This is a genomic window from Roseburia sp. OM04-10BH (genome assembly GCF_003462605.1).
GTDB lineage: Bacteria > Bacillota > Clostridia > Lachnospirales > Lachnospiraceae > Roseburia_C > Roseburia_C amylophila.
The window spans coordinates 1-21,181 of the sequence record NZ_QTZI01000007.1; the positions used below are offsets into that span (position 1 = coordinate 1).

Here is a 21,181-nt window from a genome sequence, read left to right on the forward strand (position 1 = left end):
GTCAATATCATTTTCCTCAACACCAGCCATTTTTGCTATCGTTAGCTTGGATATGCCATGATAAGAAACAAGCACTTCCAAAAAACCGCTTAATTGCCTATCCTTATCTTCAATCGCTCCAAAATACAGAAATCCTGCTTTACTAAGTATTTTAAGACGCAATACAGGATCATCTGGCAAACATTCCACATTGCCCATTACTACTCAATCTACTGTTTCTTCAGTTATTTCTAAATATTTTGAAAGAGTATTTTTATTAAAACGATACTCCTCAATTAAAGAAGTCAACATTTCTGAAATATTTTTTGTTTTTATCATATTTGTGCCTTAATCTCCACTTGTATCATTTACAATATTGCGTGTAACAAGTGTCCCTATGTGAAAGGCACACTCTACACTTTATTGTTGTTATCTTCCATTTTCCGAGCAATTATAACTTTTCCAATCTACGTTTATCAAATGCTCCAAAATTTAGATGCCAGCTCCCGATTTATGATAGATGAGAGAAAATTAGGATTATTATTCTGGAACACTTTCAGACTTTCAAAAAAAGCCGCTTTATTTTCTGTCTTTATATCTGAAAAAGTTGCATCCAGCTTCTGATCTTTTACATTTTTCTCCACATATTCCTCCGACTGCTTTTCGTAATTATCAACCATCGAAGGATTCTTTTTCACTGCCCCTTCATACCAATTTGTAAGGTATTTTAATGCATTAAGCTGTCTGTCCTCATTGCTGCTTTCTTTACTAATCTTCTGATATTCCGTGTATGCACTGCCGTCCATCGTCCTCATCATATCAAGCGCATTTGTAGTCTTTACAATATTGCTACCATGTCCAAGATATGTACCTTTCCCTACTCCATAGTCCATATTTCCGTTATTGTCAGCTTTTCCTGCGCTCGCAAGCTTTGCGATAGACTCCATTGCTTCCAAAAATGGTTTTCTGCTATCTTCCGGGATAAAATTCTCTGCCGCATATTCCGCTTTTTTCATACCAAGTGAAATATTTGCCTGCCGTTCTTCCTCTGTCATAGAGCCAGTATTTCCAACAAGGAAATTCTGACGGATGATATCATACACAAATCCCTGTTCCTCTTTGCTGCAGTTCTCCACCGCAGATGCAACCGCCTTGTCTGCACCATACATTCCGGAATATGCCGGAAGTTCTAGGGAGTTATCAACCTGCGTAATTTCTTTTTGGAACGCTGCATTTCTCGCCTCCATTGATTCCCGCTGCTCCTGTGTTACATTGGCATCCACTATACCTTTCTTGTTTTCCACAAGTGCAGCCATTCCATCTCCCGAAAATTCAACAATAACCGCATCTCCATACTGCGAACCGATGTCCTTCATCGCCTGCAGGGTTTCTTCCCTTGACATCTTGTCCATAATCTTATTGCCATGTTCATCTGTAGTGTTAAATTCATACTTTACAAGGGTGTCTTTCTTATATATACCATTCCCATATGAGGGAATATTCGTTGTTCCTCTGTAAAACTGACTGTAATCAATATTCATAATATACACTCTCCTCTACTTTATTTTTTCTTAGGTATTTGTGAAATACCAAAAGTCTCATAAATACAATATTTTTACCACATAAAACATACTATATTTTTATAGTTTCATACTTGTATATATATCTTATGCAAACATATAATATCTGCCTAAATCATCAACTTTATATACATTATTTGTCTGAGTGGTGCCATAATTATCACCATAATATATCTTTATTCCTTTCAAATTTTTTGTCCATGCACTTATGTCTGCACAATCATTTTCTGCCGCCAAACATTTTCTGGCAGTAGCATAACAGGAACCCGGCATATCAATTTCCCATGCTTTGCTGAAATCACCATCATACGGAATATATGTAATTCCATTAGGAGTCAAAAATGTAAAACCATCTTTTTCGCGTTTCAGATTTCCTGATATCTCAAGTAAAGCATATAATCCTGCCGTAGACCGTTGCGAACTTACCGGATATTTTTGAAATTCATCGGCTAATTTATTCAGCGTTTCTATATCTTTATCGGATGTTATGATTACCGAAACTCCTTGTGCCTCATTTCCTTTTATCGACAAATAATTTAACCCTGTCTTTGAATCACGGTTTACTACCAATCCCCCCTGTAGCGGTATTTCCTTTATATCAATATTTCTTTTGTCAGACAAATCATTCAAAAGATTTTTCAGTTCACTTGTCATGGTTACATTATACGAAAATGGCTGATCCATATTAATCAGGAACTCCATTCCTGTTTTCTCATCTCTTTGAATTGCTAATTGATCTTCTCTTATATAAAAATCTTTTCCTGCCTGCTTATCTACAATCTCATATGCTGCTACTCCATTTACATATGTAGCATCTTCGATTTTATATCTTTCTGTTTCTATTGGTAATTCAACATCTTGAGATATGCTATTTTTTGTATAAATTCCAAAGTTACTATAATCTGTACTGTTTACATAGGAATCCCTTGTGCTAATCTTATTACTTATACACTCTTGGGCTTTATTCATTGTATCAGAAAAATTTCCTACTGCATTTCTATTATTTTTACTGCATAACATACTTTGTTGTAAGTAACCATTCTCTATTCTCATGATTCTCCCTCCCAATCACTTGGGTTTTATTGAATACTCCATTATAAACTTTAATCTTTTATCTGAAATGTACCGTCTGCTATGACAAACTGTACATTCAACCCGGACATAATATCTTTGTGCTGTGTCCGGTTATATGCTAAAATTTCCCGGATATCGCTTGCATAATCCTGATAGGTCAGGTTATCGCCTGGATTATTCAACAGATCATCCAGTGTTTTCGGCAGACCATGTATCGCTGTATTTTCCACGGAGAGGTCTCCAAGCGATACGCTGCCGCCAGATGCCTTATATAAAAATTTTCCCACATCCACCGCAGCTTGCAACAGATATTTTTCTTTATCTGACAACTCCTGTATTTTTGAATCCGTGCAAAAATAAATATCCATCAGCTCATCCGAATACTTTGACAGAACATTCTCTATCTTCTGTTTCATTGCATGATCCTGAATACCGTCCACACTTACCTGACCATCCGCCCCAATTTTTATGGAAAACGTGGAATCTGAAATATCAATTCCCGCTTCCTGCAGATCAGCAGATATCCTATCTTTTACTGTGGTATTCATTTTTGCACTTGCATTCGCACGATCCAGCTCTGCTGCAGTACAAAAGATATTTAAAAGAGCATTTTCCTGTTCCGTCAGTTCTCCTCCTGCTGCTTTTTTTTCCAGTAAATTATGAATCTGCTCATCATCCGGCACTGCCCCACCCTGCATAACATCTTCTGCCTGTTTCTGATGCAGTTTCTCCATCTGCTCTGTATAATAGGCTTTGTACTTCTGCCGGATTTCCTTAATTGCACGCATCTCCTCCGTATCGGTTAAGCCTTCCTGCATCTGCTTCCTGACTGTCCCTTCATACTTCTGAACCTCTGCCATTTCCTGATAAGCTCCATGGCTTTTATCCGCCTGCGTTGTCTGGAAGGAAAGATGATATTCGACATCCGGGTTTACCGTCGAACCGTTCTTTGCCTGTACCTTCACGGTATAACCTCTGTTGTCCGAATTCCAGTTCGGTATGGTAATACTAAGACCGCCATTTCCATTCTCTTTCCCAATGCCGACCTGATTGCCTTCCTCATCATACAAAACCATCTCATAATCACAGCCTTCCGGTATATGATCTAAAATGATCGTAATATCCTTATTATAGGTATCCTTCGCGAAACTTAATGCCCGGTACTCTGTAATATTGAATTCGTAATAGTCCACATCCTCCGTATCCGATAAACTTCCCTTTAAATATCCGTCCGGCTTATTGATAAGTGCCGTCAGATCCAGTGTTCTTCCAAACACATCCCAATCCGTATATTTATTTGTTTTCCAGAAATAATCATTGGAAACTTTACTATTTTCTACTGCAATATTTTTATCAGTGGGTAAACCTTTTTTCTTAAAATCATATCCCACAAGCTGCGCATGCATCTCTACTGTGCGGGTTATTACCATCTTTTCATTCTCCTTGCGTACAATTTTCCATATGTACTATTTGTCAGATTTTCGTATCAAGCGTTGCCTGTGCAGGTGATTTCCCAGACTCTGCTGTTTCTCTTGTAACACTATCTAATGCGCCATCTTTGATTGGCTTACCAATTTCCCAGTTAGGATCAGCCTTTTTTGCGGCATCATAAAATGCCTGTCTGTAAATTCTCTCATATTTTTCAAGAGTGTATCCGGCAGCCAGCCTGTCCTTTTTGGACATTTTACGATATAAATTGTTATATACGTCTGTGCGTTTTGTTGTATCTCCATTGTGGACACCGTTTTCACACAGGAACTCTTTTTTTGTCAGTTCATACATTTCTTCTTTGCTACTATCCGGAATTGATATGATCCTTTTTCTCGAACTTTCATTTTCATCTGTCACTAAAAGTCCTGCCAGTCCATTTACAGGGTTGATATAATCTCCATCCTTGTCATAATGACTCATCAGATTTTTTATTCCCTGAATATTGCCATACATTGCACCATTTCCAGCAGACATCATTTGTTTTACTGCGGCTTTATATTGTTTGCTGTTTGTGTTAATCCCGGCAGCTTTTAACTTGGACTTAACAGAACTGCTGTTCAACTGGGACAACTGAAAACTGCCTATTGCATTTACTCCTGATGTCCCAAATGATTTTTGAAACAAAAAGCATAATCCGTTATTTTTGACATAAAACATCCTCCCATATTAAACCTGTTATCTTACCTATATCCTTACGCTTTCCTATCAAAAGACGTTTTCTCTTCCAAATAGTTCGGCAGTTCTTTCAATTCTGAGCTTTGGGCATTCTTTTGCGTATGGTATTCATTGAAGTAAATTCCGTAAAATTCTCTTTCCTTTTCCCGCTCAGCCGGAGTTCTTTCGCATCCCCATCCATAACTATCTCCCAGATAGGTCAACACTTTTGTTCCTTGATAAGAAATGTCGGCACCATATCCTTCGCCTGTCAGAATCGGACATTCCAGTGTGCCTCCTCCCGCCAGAGCAAACTTCTTTTGCGCAAGGTTGTTATTTTTCCCCTCTGCCCTCTCCAGAAAATCGAGCAATGATAATTCTCCGATTCCTTTGCATTTCGGATTACCATTTTGACTTTTTACCGCATTTTTAGCCTGCTGATATAATGCCTTTCTGTCAGGGGATACATCGGATATGTATTCTGCACATAACCTTGTTCTCTGCCTGTGAATAGATTCTAATTCCGTTTTACTCGTAGTGTTGGCAGCTCTCTGAGCCAGTTCCTTAATCTCAGAGACAAACTCTGCCTGTGACTTATTGCTTTTCCCTGCACTTGGAATCATAGACCAATCAGGTTCTCCACTTCTCAGCGATACACTATATTTTGTAATAGCAGAACTCGTTGCATTTGAAATCGAAATTCCCATGAATCCACCTCACATTTTTATCTTCTCTGCATATATCTTAACCTCTATTATGCTTATCCATTTATCAGGTTCATTCCTTTCGAAATGCCTTCAACTTTCACCGAATCCTCAAATGTAACTGTCATCTGCGTATCGTAAGTTTTCCATTCAAACTGCGACCAGCTTACACCGTTACCGGTATGATCATAAGCCTTGATTGCATCGTTATATTGCTTTTTTTGTTTTTCTGAATATTCCGGCACATTTTCAGTATTATTTATTTCCAACAACATTCTTAAACTATCCGGCACTCCATCTAACGCTTTTCTCCACGCTTCACTCTGTTGCTTTGCAACCGCCATCTCATGCTGCATAACATAATCCTGATATGCCTTTTCCCTTGCGGTGCTGGCTTCTTTGTCTGTCTTTAACAACTGCTGCTTGGTATCTTCCGTCAATTCCACCTCTTTACCATTGACCGTAACATATCCTCTTGCAACTGCCCTGCTGACCATTGCAGAATCAGAGAAATGCACAATATAAGAATTTTCTTTATATCCTTTTGTGATACCCAATACATCCTTTCCAGATGTTGCTGTGATTTTTTCTTGTTCGCATACCTTTTTACTTTCTGCATTCTGTTAGCTATAATGCGGATATTTACTATATAAATTTTTCTGTCGGTCATAGATGGAATCAACCTGTTTATTTAAAATGTTCATAGTCCACTGCCCTCCCTTGCTTTTTCCTTATTATTTCAATATTTCTCAAACATTTTAATACCCGCATTAAACAATAAAACCAATTTTTTCAAACAGAAATTCACAATATTTATGCATATCCTGATTTCCGCTTCTTAAAACAGAAGAAAACAAAGACTTTATATCTATATTTCCTCCCGTTCTTTCATATTGCTCCAGATAAAGTGAACGGAACTCTAAATAAGAATCTTGAATATAGTCACATGCCTGATTTATATCAAAGGCATCAAACGATTCATCCAATTTTGTATTCTGAAATTTCTGCTTATTTTCTGCATTTTGCTTTTGACTTTTGGCAACCATTTTGTCCCATTTTATCAGTTCCTCAAAACCTTTATTTAGCTTTTCCAATTCTTCATCCATTGACAACAGACGTCTTTTTCCACTCTCTGGATTATCGCATACATACACTTCTCTTGTTCCATTCCTATATCCTTCTACAATTTTTTGATACATAGTAGAATAGGCATATGCAGCTCCCATTCCAATATCATCGAAACCATATCCATTTTTACTTTCACGGATACTCTTTAAATATTTAGTCTCTTCATCCCATAATTCTTGAAGATAATCCTTTGACCAAGTAGTTTTAGGCACTGTTTCTCTAATATAATTTGCGTAACCAGCGTCTAAGGCAAACCTATCATGTATATATGCGTTTTCCTGATTTTCCCCATCGGCTTCATCTGAATGCCCTATCCTCCGGCATACGTCCTTGCCGGATGTTACGGTCATTTTTTCTTGCGATTCATTTGCCTTATGCTTTTTATGAGAAAGCTCTATAGTTTTCATATGATCGCCTTTTTGATGACCGTACAATGAAGATACGGTATTCTGGCCAAAACCAATGTGCATACTTCTATTCCTCCAATCAGTTTATCTGAATTGTACCGTCTGCTATAACAAACTGTACATTCAACTCAGACATAATATCTTTGTGCTGTGTCCGGTTATATGCTAAAATTTCCCGGATATCACTTGCGTAATACTGATAGGTCAGATTCCCGCCCGGATTTAACTGAATTTTCAACGCCTAATCCCATATTAACTCCTTTCCACGGTTCTTCTGTCAGTCAGAACCGTACCTGCTCTCTCCATCCGAAGCCCAAGCAGTAACCTTTAATTGATTTATTGGAGTAAGATAACACTTTTGGAGTTATCTTACTCCTTTTGTTTTGCCATTACGATAATCACAACCGCAACACTCCACAAAATATTTCATTATTCTGACCTAGTTTTCCCTTTTCTTCGGTCTTTTCGGCTGGTGATAAATCGCTGAACACTCTGCCGTCCTGCCAAGAACTGTTTTTTCCACTTCATTCCGGGCAATTCTCTCCACTACCTTCAATACCTTGTTTGTAATCTTTTCTTTCTTCAAAATTATAGAAATTGATACTATGCATATGTATCAAAACCTACCTTAGCAATCATATTTTCTGTTTTTTTATCTTCTTTTTCTTTATCCTCTTTCATTCTCTCCAGCCATTTGTCAATTTCTGAATCCGTACCAGTCTCTCCAAAAATGCCACAGGTTGTCATTTCGGTTCCATTATTCGTAAACTTAAACTCCACTGATATCAGTTTACTACCATGACTTATTGCCGCCTTCTGTGCATTTCGTATAACATCTGGCATAATTGCTAAATTTTCCTCAAGCCATTTCGCAGTTTTTTCATCTCCACATGCCTTTTGCATTACACTTCTGTCAATCAATACAGAAGCATTTTTGCATGGAGTCAAACATTTATACTTGTTAGTCAAATACTTTGAATAGTCTGATACATTTTTAAACTTATTGGCTGAATTCATAGTGTATCCTGCATAATAATTCTTTTCACTATTCTTTGATGGCTTTACATTTTCATTTTTTACATTTCCGTATGTGTATGTATTGGCATACGATGATACTCCATTAATTCCCATACTGCATCTCTCCTTTCTATTTAGCCTTGATTTTTTATTTGCAGGCTATTGGGTTTTGTTCGATACGCTTACTGCCATTGTAAAATTTGCCTCATAAGAAGCTACTGCCTGACTTATTGTGACAGTCTTAGCAGACGAACTACTCTCAGCCACCAATCGAGTTCTGGCATCCTGAGCAGATAACCTTTTATTTTGCGCATATTCTTCATAAGCTGTTCTTTCCGCTTGTTTTTTCTGAATCCGCTTTTTTTCCTGTTGTTTCTTTACCTGATTTTCTATTCTCTTTTTATTTTCTATTCTGCGCTCCCAAAAACTATTTTTTGACTTATCATTAAAAATCTTCCCACCATTCCCATTGTTATAACCAGCACTCCACATCTCAGCATGACATTCTTCTTTTGATGCTCCATAATATATTGTAGAAAACGCTCCTCCGCATATACCGGACCATTTATCTGGTTGTGACCAACCCACTTGCAAATCATTTAATACCCATGCTTCATACTCTGGATCATTCTTCATTGCTTCAAAACCCGCCTCTGAAATTGTAACAGATATTGACTCGCCTGCTCTTGTGGGGTGCATTGGAATTTGAGATATTTTATTGTAAATGTACTGCTTGTATTCCACCATCGTCATATCTTTAGCAGACACAGAACCTATTTTTGAATTGCCCACTATACTTCCACTAGCTTCGCTCTTTTCTCTTACACTATCCGCAAACCTTGTATCTTCCTTCTCCTGATCTTTAGCCGCATTTTTCTGTTGGTACTGATTGTAAGCCCGTGTCATATAGTTCACATTAATTGCATTACTCATAGTAACCTCCTTTGCTTTCTTTATCGGATAAAATAACCTGTTCTCCTAGTCCCATATCATCAAACGACCATATTACGCACACAAAGACCATCTCTTTACAAGATGACCACTGCCTTAAATTCATTTTCATCGCAGGAAAGCACCATATCACCGCCATATTTATCCACAACTGCTTTTACATTTAACAATCCAATACCGTGATGATCCCCTCTTTTGCTCTTTATCGTATCATTTTCAATTTCCACCTTTTCTGTCACCGGATTTCTTACCGCAAATATCAGTTTATGTTCTTCGCACTCTAATTTCAGATGAATGACCGCTTTTCCAGTATTTTTCAGTACCTTTTCACTCTCCCGGATTGCATTATCCAATAAATTGGAAAGCAGAATCACAATCTCTTCCTCTTCCAGACAAATCTCCTGCAGATCCCCTACTTTCAGGATAACCGCTATGTGTTTCTCCTGCATGCTGCGGTACTTCTGGTTTAAAACAGCATTGACCACCGGATGATTTGTGTTGATTGCCGACATCTCGACAGCTATGCTCTCTGTCAGCTTCTGCGTAAATGAAAGTGCCTCATCTGTGTGTCCATTCTTTATCAATGTCTGGATTGTGGAAAGCTGATTTTTATAATCGTGCATTTTTCTTCGCTGACGCTCATAGATTTCTTCCCGGTCCTGATAATTTGCAATACGATTTTTCTGATTTTGTTCCGTAAGTACCGCAATTTTTATTCTCTCTTCTTTTTCAATGGTATTCTGCATGAACTCCATAAGGATAAGGTTAATCGCAACCAGTCCCACCGAAAGAAATAAAAATACATTCTGCATATCATCGTTTTCTGAATAAAACATAAGAATGAAACCGACCACCGTAAATACAGGAACACAGAAAAACTGTAACCATTCTTTTCCTGTAATCAGACCGCAGCTTTTTCTTGTCTTGCTAAATCTTCTGATAAACAACATCAGAATGATAAAAACCGTCTTTGATATCAGTGCCTGTAAAAACCATTTTTCTTGGATTGAACCTCCTCTTCCCAGCAAAACAGTCACATAATCAATCAATACAAGCATTGTATAGTTGATGATTGAAAACAAAAAACTCTGCCGGAAGGAAACTTCATAATAAGCCAGATTCAGGAAAGACATAACCAGTATAATCGGGATACATTTTAACATTCCGATCCATGCCCCTGTGACTGCTACCAGATAAAGCACTCCGCAATAAACAAAAAATCTATATCTGTTCCTATATCCGCCATCTCTTTTTTCCATAAAAGTATCAAAAAAGTATAGCGTTCCTTTTACTTCCAGCATTTCCGCAATAAATGTCAATACCCAGAATGTCATGTTATTCTTCTCCCTTATACAGCATATATTCCCTCTTTACCTGTGCATATCGTGCCTTGGGAACCGGAATCTTTTTTCCCGTGGTAAGTGTCATCACATAACCGCTGATTTTTGTGATGTACCTCATATTTACAAGAAAACTTAGATGTGCCCGCACGAATCCCATATCCTTGAATTCATTTTCTAGTTCATCCAGTTTTTTATAAATCTGAAATGTCCCTTTTTCTGTATAAAATACATTTTTGTGAAGCTCTGTTTCTATATAAATGATGTCATCTGCATAAAGTTTTATCGTTCCTTCCACAAAACGAAATTCGAGAATCCTACGGTTTTTATTAATTTCTGCTATCAAATCATCCATACATTCTTCTATAGTATCTGCAAGGTTATCTTTCAGCAGAAAACGGCTTGCTTTCACCTTATATCCATCCAGTGCGTAATTCATGTATGCCGTCACCAGCACAACCGGAAGTTTTGGATATTTTTCTTTAATCCTCATAGCTGTTTTCAGCCCATCCATCCCCTGCATATTGATGTCCAGAAATAATATCTGACACGCTTCCAAAGCCGATTGTTCTTCGCATAACTGTTCTCCAGAATCATATTCTGTAATAGCAAACTCATAATTCTTTTTTTCACCATAGTCTGACAGCAAATCTGATAGATTTTTTCTGTCATCTATCCTGTCATCACAAATAATAATGTTCATATTTTTCATTCCTGTCTTTGATTTCTCTCATGCCTGTAAACCATACAAGTCTCACCTAGCACTCTTTATTATATCAAACAAATCTTCCGCTCGATCATTCTCCGCATCAAATGACTATTTTTCGCATAGAACGACTATCTCCTATAGAAACGCAGAAGCACTGTATCTCAAACTCTTTGAAATACAATGCTTCCCTGCATTTTCTATATCGTCATGTTGATACCACTACTTTATGAATCCCCCACATGATCCATCTGATAATACTTCAATTCTTAGTTTTTTCCAAAAAAATATTGATGTTTCATATCGCCAACTGTATTTTCTTTTCTCTGTCCTTCCCCCTTAAAGTGAAAAGTTCCCTGCACAGGCCACGGTGAACCATACCATAGTCCACCTGACCGGCGCAGTAATCCCTTTGTGCCTATTTTATGATTTCATAGAGCAGGCTGCTCTTTCCTCCATTTTCACGCCATCTCTGCTTTTTCTGTATAAATCCTGCACACTCCAGATCGCGGATTGCACGCTTGACCGTACTTACAGACAGGTGCAGCTCTCTGGCAATGGTACCGATTGCCGGATAGCATGTCCTCTCCCTGTCCGCACGAGTCTCCAGATACAGATAGACCGCCACCGCCCTGTGTGGCAGCTCTGTTTCATAAATTTCTTTCCTAGTCACCCTGCCTCCTAATCTTCCGTCCGTAAGGTCTGCCGCAGCTTTTTCATGGTGTCCGTCAGCGGTGTCTGCTGCATCCCTCCTGTCCTTGCCGTTTCTGCAGGTGTCTCGTCTGGTTCTTCCATGCAGCACATATATCTCCGTATGATCTCCTCTTCAATCTCCTGCTTGTCTGCGTATGCTACCTTTCTTGCAGATTTTTCTTCGCTCTCATAGGGTTCTTCAAATGTGATGCCCCATTTTAAGAACAGTTTCAGTTTTGTCCGCATAGGGTGAGTCCCGGTCTTTGATACGATAAAGTTTCCTTTTGGCAGTGACTTCAATTCATCCGCTGTCATGAGTGGTCTTTGGATCATCTGAAGGGACTGGCTCGGATCATTCTTTCCCCGGCTGATGGAACCGGACATGACAGTTTTGCTGCCCAGGCTCTTGGAGAGCACTTCCGCTGACTCCGAGTTCGGTGCGAACCCACCGAAGATGGTATCCTGACAGTTATCAATAATGATTTCTGCGCCCTCTTTCCCATAATTCTTATTAAGCTGGGCAAAGGACTGAATCATGGGTACGATACTCACCCTTCTGGATCGGGACGCTGAGAACATCATCTCTGCACTTTCAATCTTCGGAATCGTTCCGACCTCATCCCAATAGAAAACTACACGGTTGTCCAGCTTTCCTCCGTTCTCGTCTGCCACCACGAGGATTTCCCGGTAGAGCTGCTGTAAGATCAGAGAAATAATAAAATACTTTGTATTGTCCTCCTCCGGCATGACCAGAAACACCGCCATCTTTTGTTTACAGAAAAGCTCTGCATCAATAGCGGTATCAAAACAGAGTATCTGCTCCAGCTCGGAATCCAGAAAAGCATTCAGTCTGGATAGTGCTGTGGAGAGAACCGACTGCATGGACTGCTCTGCTGTATTTAAGGCTGCCCCTGCAAACCATTTCGCCTTGTGGGTATCCGGGAGTTTCGCCAGAAGTAGCTGGAACTGGTTTTTCCCTTTCACTTTGGATGGTGCAAGTAAATCCTGTATCAGTTTGAACACGCTGATGATATGCCTCTTTCCATCCGGGCAGAATTCCGCAATGAGCAGGATGGCAGCCGTCAGCACGCCTTCTGCCGCATCATAGAAAAATGCATTCTGTCCATAGCTGGAACTGTCCGTACCACCGGAGGAGATAATGGTCTTTGCCGTGATCTTTGCATACTTTTCTGCTTTTGCCTTGGCACTCAAGTCCGTATGGTCTGCAAGATACTCATCCATGTATTTGTTGACCAGATGGAGCATATTGTCACCATCGCTTCTGGTCGGATTACGGAGATCGATGACTGCCGTATGGTAGCCATAGTATTTTTTTGCAATGCCTGCATAGTTGCGGTATAAGTCTCCCTTTGTATCCGTGGTCAGGAAACTCATTCCACAGGCACAGGCATATTCAATGTTGGGATACAGAAAATGTGCGGTCTTTCCGACTCCTGCCGCGCCAATCATCAGGCAATGCACATCCCCGGTATCCACCAGTGCGTATAGTTTTCCTGCCCGCTCCATGCTGCCGAGTACCAGTCCCTGTGCAGCCGGCAGGTTCTCACCCCTGCGCCACAGCTCCGGTTCATAGGGCACCTGCACATAGGTTTCTGCGATTTCCTTTTTCGTGGCAAATCTCGCCGTTCCATGCTGACCGTCCCCGACAGTCCTGCTCTTGATTCCGTTTAATGTATAATAGTGTGACAGAAGTGACACGCCTCCAATCACGGAAAACATTGCCACCCCTGCGATCACCAGCATCACGACTGGCTGCATAGCATCATTCCTCCCTCCTGATGTTCCATTTTCTGTTCCTTCACAGTCTGTTTTGCCGGCTTCATCTGCTCTTCCCCGCAGTCGATGGCAACAAAAATATGAGCCCGGATGCATTCCATCGCAAGGCTCATACATTTTCTGGCAAGCAGTTCCTGATCTTCTTTTTGTTCTAAGTCTTTTGTATCGAACACCTCCAGTGTTTCTTCAAAGGCTGCCTGCATCTGCCGGATGCGGGTGTTGAAGTTTCCCTTGTCTTTATGCGGCTGATAACGCTTTGACAGATTTTCCAGTATCTGGTCTGCACTAGTTTCCCTGCCAAGTGCGATTCCCTCTTTTTCCATGCACCGCACAAGCACTCCGGTCAAAAGCATCCCCGGTCCGTCAAAGGCATCCATAAGCTGTTCCCTGCCCCTGCCCTTTTTCAGTTCATTATAAATATCCTGATAATAACGGCAGATATAACTTCTGTTGGCATACTTGATGTTGATGGATTCCGTCACTTCTTTCAGCACCTCTGTCCATGCCCTGCATTCCATGACTCTCGGATGCTCCTGTGCCGGAATTGTTTCCTCACCATATCTGCCTTTTAAATCCTCATTCCAGTCTTTGCAGGCTGACTGTAACCTCTTTACCGCACCATATCCATTGCGTACCAGAATCTCTGCCAGTCTGCCACACGCCTCTATGCCTGCCGGATCATGGTCAAGGCACAGCACAACCGTATCCAGTCTGGGATTGTCTTTCAATGCCTGCAGCATGGCATGCTCTGCCACACCGTTTAAGGTGATATAACTGTTCCCCTGCCAGTTCTCTGGATACAAGGACAGAAATGATAACAGGTCAATGGGTGCCTCAAACACATACAGTCTGTTCCCGGTTCCCCTGTATCCAAATCCGTAGGCAGCTTCCGAGCCTTCCTGATTCAGCCGGAAACTCCTGCCGTCAGAACAGCTCCCCTTCACATGGATATGCCGGATTTTCCCCTCGCTGTCCAGTCCGGCAAATACAATGTTGTGATGCTCCGCAGATTCATATATGGTTCCTGCCTTCGCAAAATACGAGAGGATTTCCCTGTCAATATGACGTTTCTGCAGAAGATATGCATAGACTCTCTTCATGGTCGGATTTTTCTCCGGCAGTTTCAGTTCCTTTGGCTCTTTCGGTTCTTTTCTTTCCTCTGTCTGTTCTTTTTCTACAGACTGCCGTCCTTTCTCCGCTCTTCCCGGTTTTCTTTTTGTCTCCTGTCCTTTTCCCCGTTCAATAAGCTGCCCCTGTTCTCCATCCAGCAGGTAGCTTACCGCCTCCGGGTAGGACATCCCAAAGAATTCCTGCATGAAATCAATGGCATGGCTTCCAACCTGTCTGCTGTGGCGATACCAACTGCTCCCCCGGAAAGTCACACTCCTGTGCCGTTTCCAGCGCCATTCATTCCCGGAACGCTCCACCTCCTCATGCTCCCGGCGAAGGATGTCCGCAATATGTACTGCATTGGCACGCTCCTTCTGTTCCTCTGTAAAGTAAATAAAATCTCCCAATCGTACCTCCTCTCATCATTTCTACCACTCCTCCAGTGATCACTGTGTCTGTACCATGTTCTCATGGTCATCCACGGCATGTCCCTGTGCAATCTTCTTCTGCCGGATTTTTCGTGCCAGCTTTCTGTCAATCCCCTGCCTGCGTCCTCCACTCTTTCTTCCAGCCACATTCTCTTCGATGATATGTTCCAGATGCCGCATGAGCCTTGTTGCCATTAAGAACAGATCGGGGTGTGGCATATCATTCCAGTGTTCTAAAAAATACGCTGCATAAATATTTCCCTGCTCTGCGGATTTTAAAAAATAATCGTATGCCAGTTCCTTGTCCTGCTGGACATCCTTTCCGATCAGATACACTTTCCCAAGGGCATATTGTGCATACTGGTTTCCGGTGTCTGCCGCCATCTTCAGATAATGCAGTGCCAGTTCCGTGTTCTTTGGCAGTTCTTCTCCGGCAAGATAAAGTTTCCCTAACCTGTATGCTGCAAATTGATTTTTCTGTTTCGCAGCCAGTGTCAGATACTGTATGGCTGCCGGAATGTTTTTAGTGTCCTCTTCCAGATATATTTTCCCAAGCTGATACTGTGCATAGCTGTTTCTGGCATCTGTGGCACGTTTCAGGTGGAACACTGCTTTTTCCATGTCCTCTGCTACCAGTGTGCCTTCCCTGTACAACCGTCCGATTGCATAATCCGCAAACGGATTTTCCTGTGCGGCTGATTCTTCCAGCCACTTTACCGCTTTTGCAATCTTTTCAACATCCAGCTCTGTCCCAGACTCCCCGCTTAACTTTTGGCTCTCCTGTCTGATATAGAGTCTGGCAAGCTGATAGGAGGCATGGGTGTTGCCATAATCAGATGCCTTTGTCAGATAATGTTCCGCTTTCGTTTCGTCTGCCTCTGTCCCGATCCCATGCAGATACATGCAGCCGATACGATACCAGAGCGTATCATCCTTTGATCTTTTCTCAAGATTCAGAAAACCTAGAAAGGCTGCACGATAACAATTTTCCGACTTTTCCTGATTTTTCTCTGTTCCGCATCCTGTCTCATACAGTTTTCCAAGTTCATACGCCGCATAGGGATTTCCCTTGCTGTAAGAACGGAACAGCAGACTATATGCGGTTTCCTCATCCTGCTCCACTCCTTTCCCCTGCAGATAGAGCATGCCAAGGGAATAGAGCGCATACTTATGTTCCTTTGCTGCCGCCTTGGAAAACCACTCCGCTGCCTGTTCCAGATTCTCGTCTGTGCCAAGTCCGTACTGATACATTTTTCCGATGCGGTATTCCAGATAGGTATTTCTTTTCTTCTGCTCTACATAATGCATTGCCGCTAATGCTTTTTTGTACCACACATCTGCCATTTCTTTATCTGCCTCACAGCCAATGCCCTGCGCATAAATCTTTCCCATGTCGTGCATGGCATACGCATTTCCCTGCTCTGCCTCTTCCAGCATAATCTCATGGGCTGCCTCCTCATCCGGTTCTTTTTCCATTGTGCCGTAGAGATATTCCCTCGCTTCTTTATACCGGTCCGTCCATCTGGCAAAATAAGAAGCGGATTCCCCATGCTCTTCTTCCTGCCTGTCTGGTTCCTGCTCCTCCATCTGTCCAGGCAGGATATCCGGCATGTCCTCCCCCTGCAATGTGGCAAGGCTTTCTGTCTGCTGTTCAGATATCTCTTCCAGCCGTTCCATTCCCGTTTCCGCTTCTTCCAGATACAGATACCCTTCTCCAAAACGGACTGCCTCACGGATGACCATATTTTTAACGCTCTTTAGCTCCTTCTGCTGTGACAGCGGTATCCTCTCTATTTCCGAATCTTTATAGTAATGCTGTATCTCCTCCCTGCTTTTTTGCCATGCCTGATAGCATTCTGCCACACGCTCTTCCTTTGCCAGTTCATCTACAATGTCATTTACGATGGCCTTCACATCTGCCTTTAAGTATCCATATACCTTTTTCCCTCCGGTATTTTTTAACCGTCTGGATAAAAGCTGCATCTGCTCTGCAATCTTGAGATTATGACAGACTCCCTCCTGCATTTGCTGCAACAAAAAAAGCAGACTTTTTTCTGCCTGCTCTTTTAACTGGTTTCTCTGTTCGGTTGCCTTCTCATAGATGCTTAGAAACTCCTGCCGGAAAATATCATGTGCGTATGCAGAACGCATGGCATCAATTCCCTTTGCCGTCAAGTATCCCTCGGACGGATCAGAAGAATAGACCACCAGATGCACATGGGGATGATGGGATTCATTGTGGAATGCCGCATACCATTTCAGGTTCCGGCTGTCTATCTTACAATTCTCACACAGCAACTGCACCCTGCTCCTCAACAGTGCCTGCCACTGGGCGGCACTGTCATAGCCTAACCGCTCGGCATCCTCCCTCCGCAGGCTGATGACATTCGTCCAGATCACACCGGGATGATTTGCCACCTCTTCTGCCACACGGGACAGCACCACTGGTTCTCCCTCATTTGAAAACAGACCGTGAGTACCTATGATTTCTACTCCCGGTCTGTTTGCCAGATAATCCATATAATTTTTCTTTTTCGCTATGATGTCAAGGTTATTTTCCAACGCCTGCGTAATAAACTCCGATGCATTTTCTCTGGTTGGTCTTTGGATATAATCGTGATACTCATGCATCCGGTTCGCATCGGGAATCTTTGCCAGAATATCTTCAATCAGACTTTTCTGCCGGTCGGTGGCTGGCAGTGAAGATGTCGTGCTGCCTACCTTCTCCACGCCCTCACGGGTGCCGATGTAATTGATGTAATTAGCAAGGTGTGCGGGCGGGGAGTTTTTGAGGTAGTTGCAGCGTAGGATAAGTTTTGGCATGGTGTCCTCCTTATTGGTCTGTCCCTAATTCCTTTTTCAGCTTTTCTGCTATTTTATTGAAATAATCTCTTTCTCCAATAAAGTGCATATCGCCAACTGCCTGATATATATTCAATATTTCCAGAACACTCTTATAGTCGTTGCCATCTCTTTTATTTCCAACAAGTGCTTTCACAACATCATCAAATCTGCTTTTATCCTTTTTATAGGTTGCCAGAAGCATCTCCAGATCATCTATTGTCATAATATAACATCTTGGATCTTGCTCAAATATTTCCGGCAATGAGCCGACTATCATCTGTGTATTTGTCATACTCTCATACAAAAGAAAAACCTTTATTACAGGTTTCTCTCCTTTATATTCCTGCTCTGATGCCTTCAACTGCTCATATGCCTCTTTTATGTTCCTGTTATAAAATATATCAATCTGCCCAACATCCGGCACCTGCTGTTTTGCTCCCAGTCCAAGTAATCCTGATTTTAATTCAAACAAAAATACCGCTTCATCCACTTCAACATAATAATCAGCACTCTTTTTTCTTTCCTCTGGAATCTTATGCCATGAATTCTTGGGCAGATATAAACCTGCCAGTTCTTCAAAGTAATCCTCAAACATCTCTCCAAAAGCAATTATAAATTTGGTTCCCCAATGATTGTTGTGATAGTAATCCCGAATCAGCCAGTACAATCCATCTGCTATCATCATCTGTACCAAATAGAAACTGACTGCAATCGTTTCTTTCGTCTTTTGCGTAATCACAAATGGTTTGTTGTAGAAAATCTGTTTTCGCAATGATGAGTTTCTCACCTGTTCATAGGTCACAGAATAATAACTTATAACCCGCTCCAGATTTTTCTTTGTCAGGATGCTATTTTCTTTTTTTCTATATAACTCTTCCGGTGCGCTTAATGGATCTGGATGAATAGAACACAGCCACCAGATAATCCATTCTACTGCTAACAATTCCTCTGCTGTAAGTCCAAATAATTCGTTTGTAATCACATTGATATCAACTATTTTTTCCCTGTTAATATTAGGCGAACCGATCAGCATATGGTAATTGCGGTTATAGTTCTGATATATCCATGCCGGATTTGCGTATTTAAATTGTTCATATGACATTCCCATCAAATATTTGAATATACTAGGCAGTCCATTATTTCCAATATATTCACTTCCTGAATGCTTATTTTCATACCCACGATACAGGTTGACCACTCTTCCTGCTAATTGTTCTGTCATAATATCATTTCTGTAATCATTGGAATTCGTGATAGAAAGATATGCCATGTTTGGAATATCCCATGCCGATAACATGACTTTTGCCTGCTTATGTATAAAACCATGCTGAATAATGTTTAAAGGAAATGTAATATTACATACCAAATGTTCATCTAATTTTTCTACTTGATTTTTATATATTTCAATAGATTTTTCTGCAAAAAAATAGATAAAATCTCTGGTAGCATAGTTCTTAATGAACCCTTCAAAATCTTTCAACTATGTTTCCTCCTCATAAATTCACAGCTTTTAAGAGTACAGAAAAGACCACTACCGAAGTAATGGTCCTGTATTCCCTTCTGATAATTAATTTTTTTCTAACTTTCTCAACAACTCATCTGGGAGAATTACTTTTACTCTTGAATGCTTAAAATCAGCCGGATTTCGTGTAACAATATAATCTGCCATAGACTCAACTGCACATTCTTCCTGCAGACCATCTTCAAAATCTGAAAATGCATTGTTTTCCAATGCAGCTACTATCTTCTTTTCATTCAAGTCAGAAATCTGAAATATCTCACATAAATTTTTCAGAAGAAATCTTCTTTCTTCCTGACTGAAATTTTTTCTAAGAATATAAAACAAGTTTGGTATGCTATGTGCCGCAAGTATTCCTGTTATTTCCCTTGCCGCACATTTTTCCATAATTCTTTTTGCATCATCAGCATATGGTTCCCGATTGGCAAGTGCATCTATAATAATATTTGTGTCAACCAATATTACCATACTTTTCCTCCCTTGCCTCCTGTAATTCCTTGTCTGCGTCAAAATCTTCTGGTAATCTTCCGCTGAACTTCAGCACATTCTGGAGTGCTTCCATTGCCTGTTTCTTATCTGCAGGTCTGTTGGATGACATTTCCTCAAGATTCTGAAGAATATTAATCACATAAAACATTTTTTCATCTGGAATACGTTCTATCAATTCAACTGCCCGTTCCTTCATCTGTGTCATCATGTACCACTCCTTCCTTTTCTTTTATCATACTGTAAGTCTTACCGCATTTCAATAAATTATTTCTTAAAAACGATCCCCCTGCTGATATTGATATGCCTCCTCAAACCTCACTGCTCCATTGATCCGTTTCACCTCTTCTGCACACTTCGCCTGCAGCTTTCCGAGTGCCTGCTCATCCACACCATGGCTGTATGCGATCACATGGGACAGCTTGGAAGTTTCCACTGCAAGTTTATACATTGCACGAGCCATGCGGTTCTCGCTGTCCTTTACCGTTGCATGCATGACAGAGGAGATGGTTGTCAGCATATAATTTTCTATTTTTTCCGAAGTGAGATATCCGATATAAAACCGCAGTGCCTGATTGACAAATTCATTTCGTGAACGCACATCTGCCTGTGGTAACAGGGCATCTACCTGCCCCAGCAGTTCTTCTTCAACGTAAAATGCTTTTCTGACTTTTTCCATTCTCCTCCATCTCCTTACATCTGCTGGCTCATTCCTGTACTCTGCTCCTCAGTTTGTTTCTGCACAGCCTTTAATATCATGCTCCTGTATGCTTCTTCGTTTTCCGCACTGATCGACATTTCAATTCCGTCCATCATATTTTTGACTCTCAGATTATCCGCAGCATAATAAAAGGTTTCACCACTATACTCTCCCCTTTCTCCATGCCTTGGAAATCCTATGTCACAAAATTCCTGCAGTTCTTCCTCTCCCTCCCGGAAATGGAATGATACCGTATCCTGTTCCATATCGATTTCAATTCCAAATGATGCCTGTTCTTTCACTGCAAGTTGAAACATCTGCTCTTTTTTAACCGCAGTAAACAATTCTTTTCCCTCTATTTCTTCCGGGAACAAATAATTGCCTTTCGTCTGTTCCAGCATTGGTGCTGCACATAATCCTTTTTGTGGAGACATCGGGTCATTCAGCACACCTTTTAGACTATGCAGAAAATCAGCTACTGCAAAAGGGTAACTGAAACCTCCCGCATGTTCCGAAAAGAAATAGTGTTCCTTTCCGTTTTCGTGAACGGTATAAATTGCTTTTGTATTCATT

The 21,181-nt window shown here is 40.9% G+C and carries 21 protein-coding genes and 2 pseudogenes; all 23 read right to left on the reverse strand.

What is annotated here, in order from left to right; all coding sequences use genetic code 11:
- Nucleotides 1-318: pseudogene (locus DXB43_RS15710) on the reverse strand (HTH domain-containing protein); the annotation flags it as partial.
- Nucleotides 319-455: 137 nt separating this feature from the next.
- Entirely contained in the window at nucleotides 456-1,520 is a 1,065-nt protein-coding gene (locus tag DXB43_RS08315; RefSeq protein WP_117947335.1) for a hypothetical protein, read from the reverse strand.
- A gap of 126 nt (nucleotides 1,521-1,646) precedes the next feature.
- A complete protein-coding gene (locus DXB43_RS08320) occupies nucleotides 1,647-2,612 on the reverse strand; it encodes a hypothetical protein (protein WP_117947336.1) in 966 nt (321 codons plus the stop codon).
- Nucleotides 2,613-2,662: 50 nt separating this feature from the next.
- Nucleotides 2,663-4,063, reverse strand: a complete 1,401-nt coding sequence (locus tag DXB43_RS08325; protein ID WP_117947337.1) for a prepilin peptidase dependent protein A — start codon at nucleotides 4,061-4,063, stop codon at nucleotides 2,663-2,665.
- A gap of 43 nt (nucleotides 4,064-4,106) precedes the next feature.
- Nucleotides 4,107-4,774: pseudogene (locus DXB43_RS08330) on the reverse strand (DUF3879 family protein).
- 42 nt (nucleotides 4,775-4,816) lie between these two features.
- Nucleotides 4,817-5,485, reverse strand: coding sequence for a hypothetical protein (locus tag DXB43_RS08335; RefSeq protein WP_117465419.1), 669 nt, complete (start codon nucleotides 5,483-5,485; stop codon nucleotides 4,817-4,819).
- Nucleotides 5,486-5,538: 53 nt separating this feature from the next.
- A complete protein-coding gene (locus DXB43_RS15460) occupies nucleotides 5,539-6,039 on the reverse strand; it encodes a hypothetical protein (RefSeq protein ID WP_243006664.1) in 501 nt (166 codons plus the stop codon).
- A 213-nt stretch (nucleotides 6,040-6,252) separates the two neighbouring features.
- A complete protein-coding gene (locus tag DXB43_RS08345; protein WP_117947338.1) occupies nucleotides 6,253-7,080 on the reverse strand; it encodes a hypothetical protein in 828 nt (275 codons plus the stop codon).
- A 16-nt stretch (nucleotides 7,081-7,096) separates the two neighbouring features.
- Complete coding sequence (locus DXB43_RS15115) at nucleotides 7,097-7,255, reverse strand: hypothetical protein (protein WP_155177831.1); 159 nt, start codon at nucleotides 7,253-7,255, stop codon at nucleotides 7,097-7,099.
- Nucleotides 7,256-7,456: 201 nt separating this feature from the next.
- Nucleotides 7,457-7,603 carry an AgrD family cyclic lactone autoinducer peptide gene (locus DXB43_RS15780; RefSeq protein ID WP_155177830.1) on the reverse strand — a complete coding sequence of 49 codons (147 nt, stop codon included), beginning with the start codon at nucleotides 7,601-7,603 and terminating at the stop codon, nucleotides 7,457-7,459.
- Nucleotides 7,604-7,620: 17 nt separating this feature from the next.
- Complete coding sequence (locus DXB43_RS08355; protein ID WP_117947339.1) at nucleotides 7,621-8,148, reverse strand: hypothetical protein; 528 nt, start codon at nucleotides 8,146-8,148, stop codon at nucleotides 7,621-7,623.
- A 45-nt stretch (nucleotides 8,149-8,193) separates the two neighbouring features.
- A complete protein-coding gene (locus tag DXB43_RS08360; RefSeq protein ID WP_117947340.1) occupies nucleotides 8,194-8,967 on the reverse strand; it encodes a hypothetical protein in 774 nt (257 codons plus the stop codon).
- A 95-nt stretch (nucleotides 8,968-9,062) separates the two neighbouring features.
- Complete coding sequence (locus DXB43_RS08365) at nucleotides 9,063-10,319, reverse strand: sensor histidine kinase (RefSeq protein ID WP_117947341.1); 1,257 nt, start codon at nucleotides 10,317-10,319, stop codon at nucleotides 9,063-9,065.
- Nucleotide 10,320: 1 nt separating this feature from the next.
- Nucleotides 10,321-11,028, reverse strand: coding sequence for a LytR/AlgR family response regulator transcription factor (locus DXB43_RS08370; RefSeq protein WP_242878471.1), 708 nt, complete (start codon nucleotides 11,026-11,028; stop codon nucleotides 10,321-10,323).
- Nucleotides 11,029-11,449: 421 nt separating this feature from the next.
- Nucleotides 11,450-11,704, reverse strand: coding sequence for a helix-turn-helix domain-containing protein (locus tag DXB43_RS08375; protein WP_117947342.1), 255 nt, complete (start codon nucleotides 11,702-11,704; stop codon nucleotides 11,450-11,452).
- Between the two features lie 8 nt (nucleotides 11,705-11,712).
- A complete protein-coding gene (locus DXB43_RS08380) occupies nucleotides 11,713-13,503 on the reverse strand; it encodes a VirD4-like conjugal transfer protein, CD1115 family (RefSeq protein ID WP_117947343.1) in 1,791 nt (596 codons plus the stop codon).
- Nucleotides 13,488-15,038, reverse strand: a complete 1,551-nt coding sequence (locus DXB43_RS08385; RefSeq protein WP_117947344.1) for a DUF3991 and toprim domain-containing protein — start codon at nucleotides 15,036-15,038, stop codon at nucleotides 13,488-13,490. The genes DXB43_RS08380 and DXB43_RS08385 overlap by 16 nt, the downstream gene beginning before the upstream one ends.
- 39 nt (nucleotides 15,039-15,077) lie before the next feature.
- On the reverse strand, nucleotides 15,078-17,882 hold the full coding sequence (gene mobP3, locus DXB43_RS08390) for a MobP3 family relaxase (protein WP_117947345.1): 2,805 nt from the start codon (nucleotides 17,880-17,882) through the stop codon (nucleotides 15,078-15,080).
- 10 nt (nucleotides 17,883-17,892) lie between these two features.
- Nucleotides 17,893-19,383 (reverse strand): hypothetical protein, encoded by a 1,491-nt coding sequence (locus tag DXB43_RS08395; protein WP_243002223.1) that lies wholly within the window; start codon nucleotides 19,381-19,383, stop codon nucleotides 17,893-17,895.
- An 87-nt stretch (nucleotides 19,384-19,470) separates the two neighbouring features.
- Nucleotides 19,471-19,890: a PIN domain-containing protein gene (locus DXB43_RS08400; protein WP_117947346.1), complete on the reverse strand. Its 420-nt coding sequence runs from the start codon at nucleotides 19,888-19,890 to the stop codon at nucleotides 19,471-19,473.
- Nucleotides 19,874-20,119, reverse strand: coding sequence for a hypothetical protein (locus tag DXB43_RS08405; protein ID WP_006857303.1), 246 nt, complete (start codon nucleotides 20,117-20,119; stop codon nucleotides 19,874-19,876). The genes DXB43_RS08400 and DXB43_RS08405 overlap by 17 nt, the downstream gene beginning before the upstream one ends.
- 63 nt (nucleotides 20,120-20,182) lie before the next feature.
- The gene (locus DXB43_RS08410) at nucleotides 20,183-20,587 is read right to left on the reverse strand and encodes a hypothetical protein (RefSeq protein ID WP_015520842.1); all 405 of its coding nucleotides are present in this window, start codon (nucleotides 20,585-20,587) and stop codon (nucleotides 20,183-20,185) included.
- A gap of 14 nt (nucleotides 20,588-20,601) precedes the next feature.
- Nucleotides 20,602-21,180 (reverse strand): hypothetical protein, encoded by a 579-nt coding sequence (locus tag DXB43_RS08415; protein ID WP_117947347.1) that lies wholly within the window; start codon nucleotides 21,178-21,180, stop codon nucleotides 20,602-20,604.
- Between the last annotated feature and the right edge of the window lies 1 nt (nucleotide 21,181).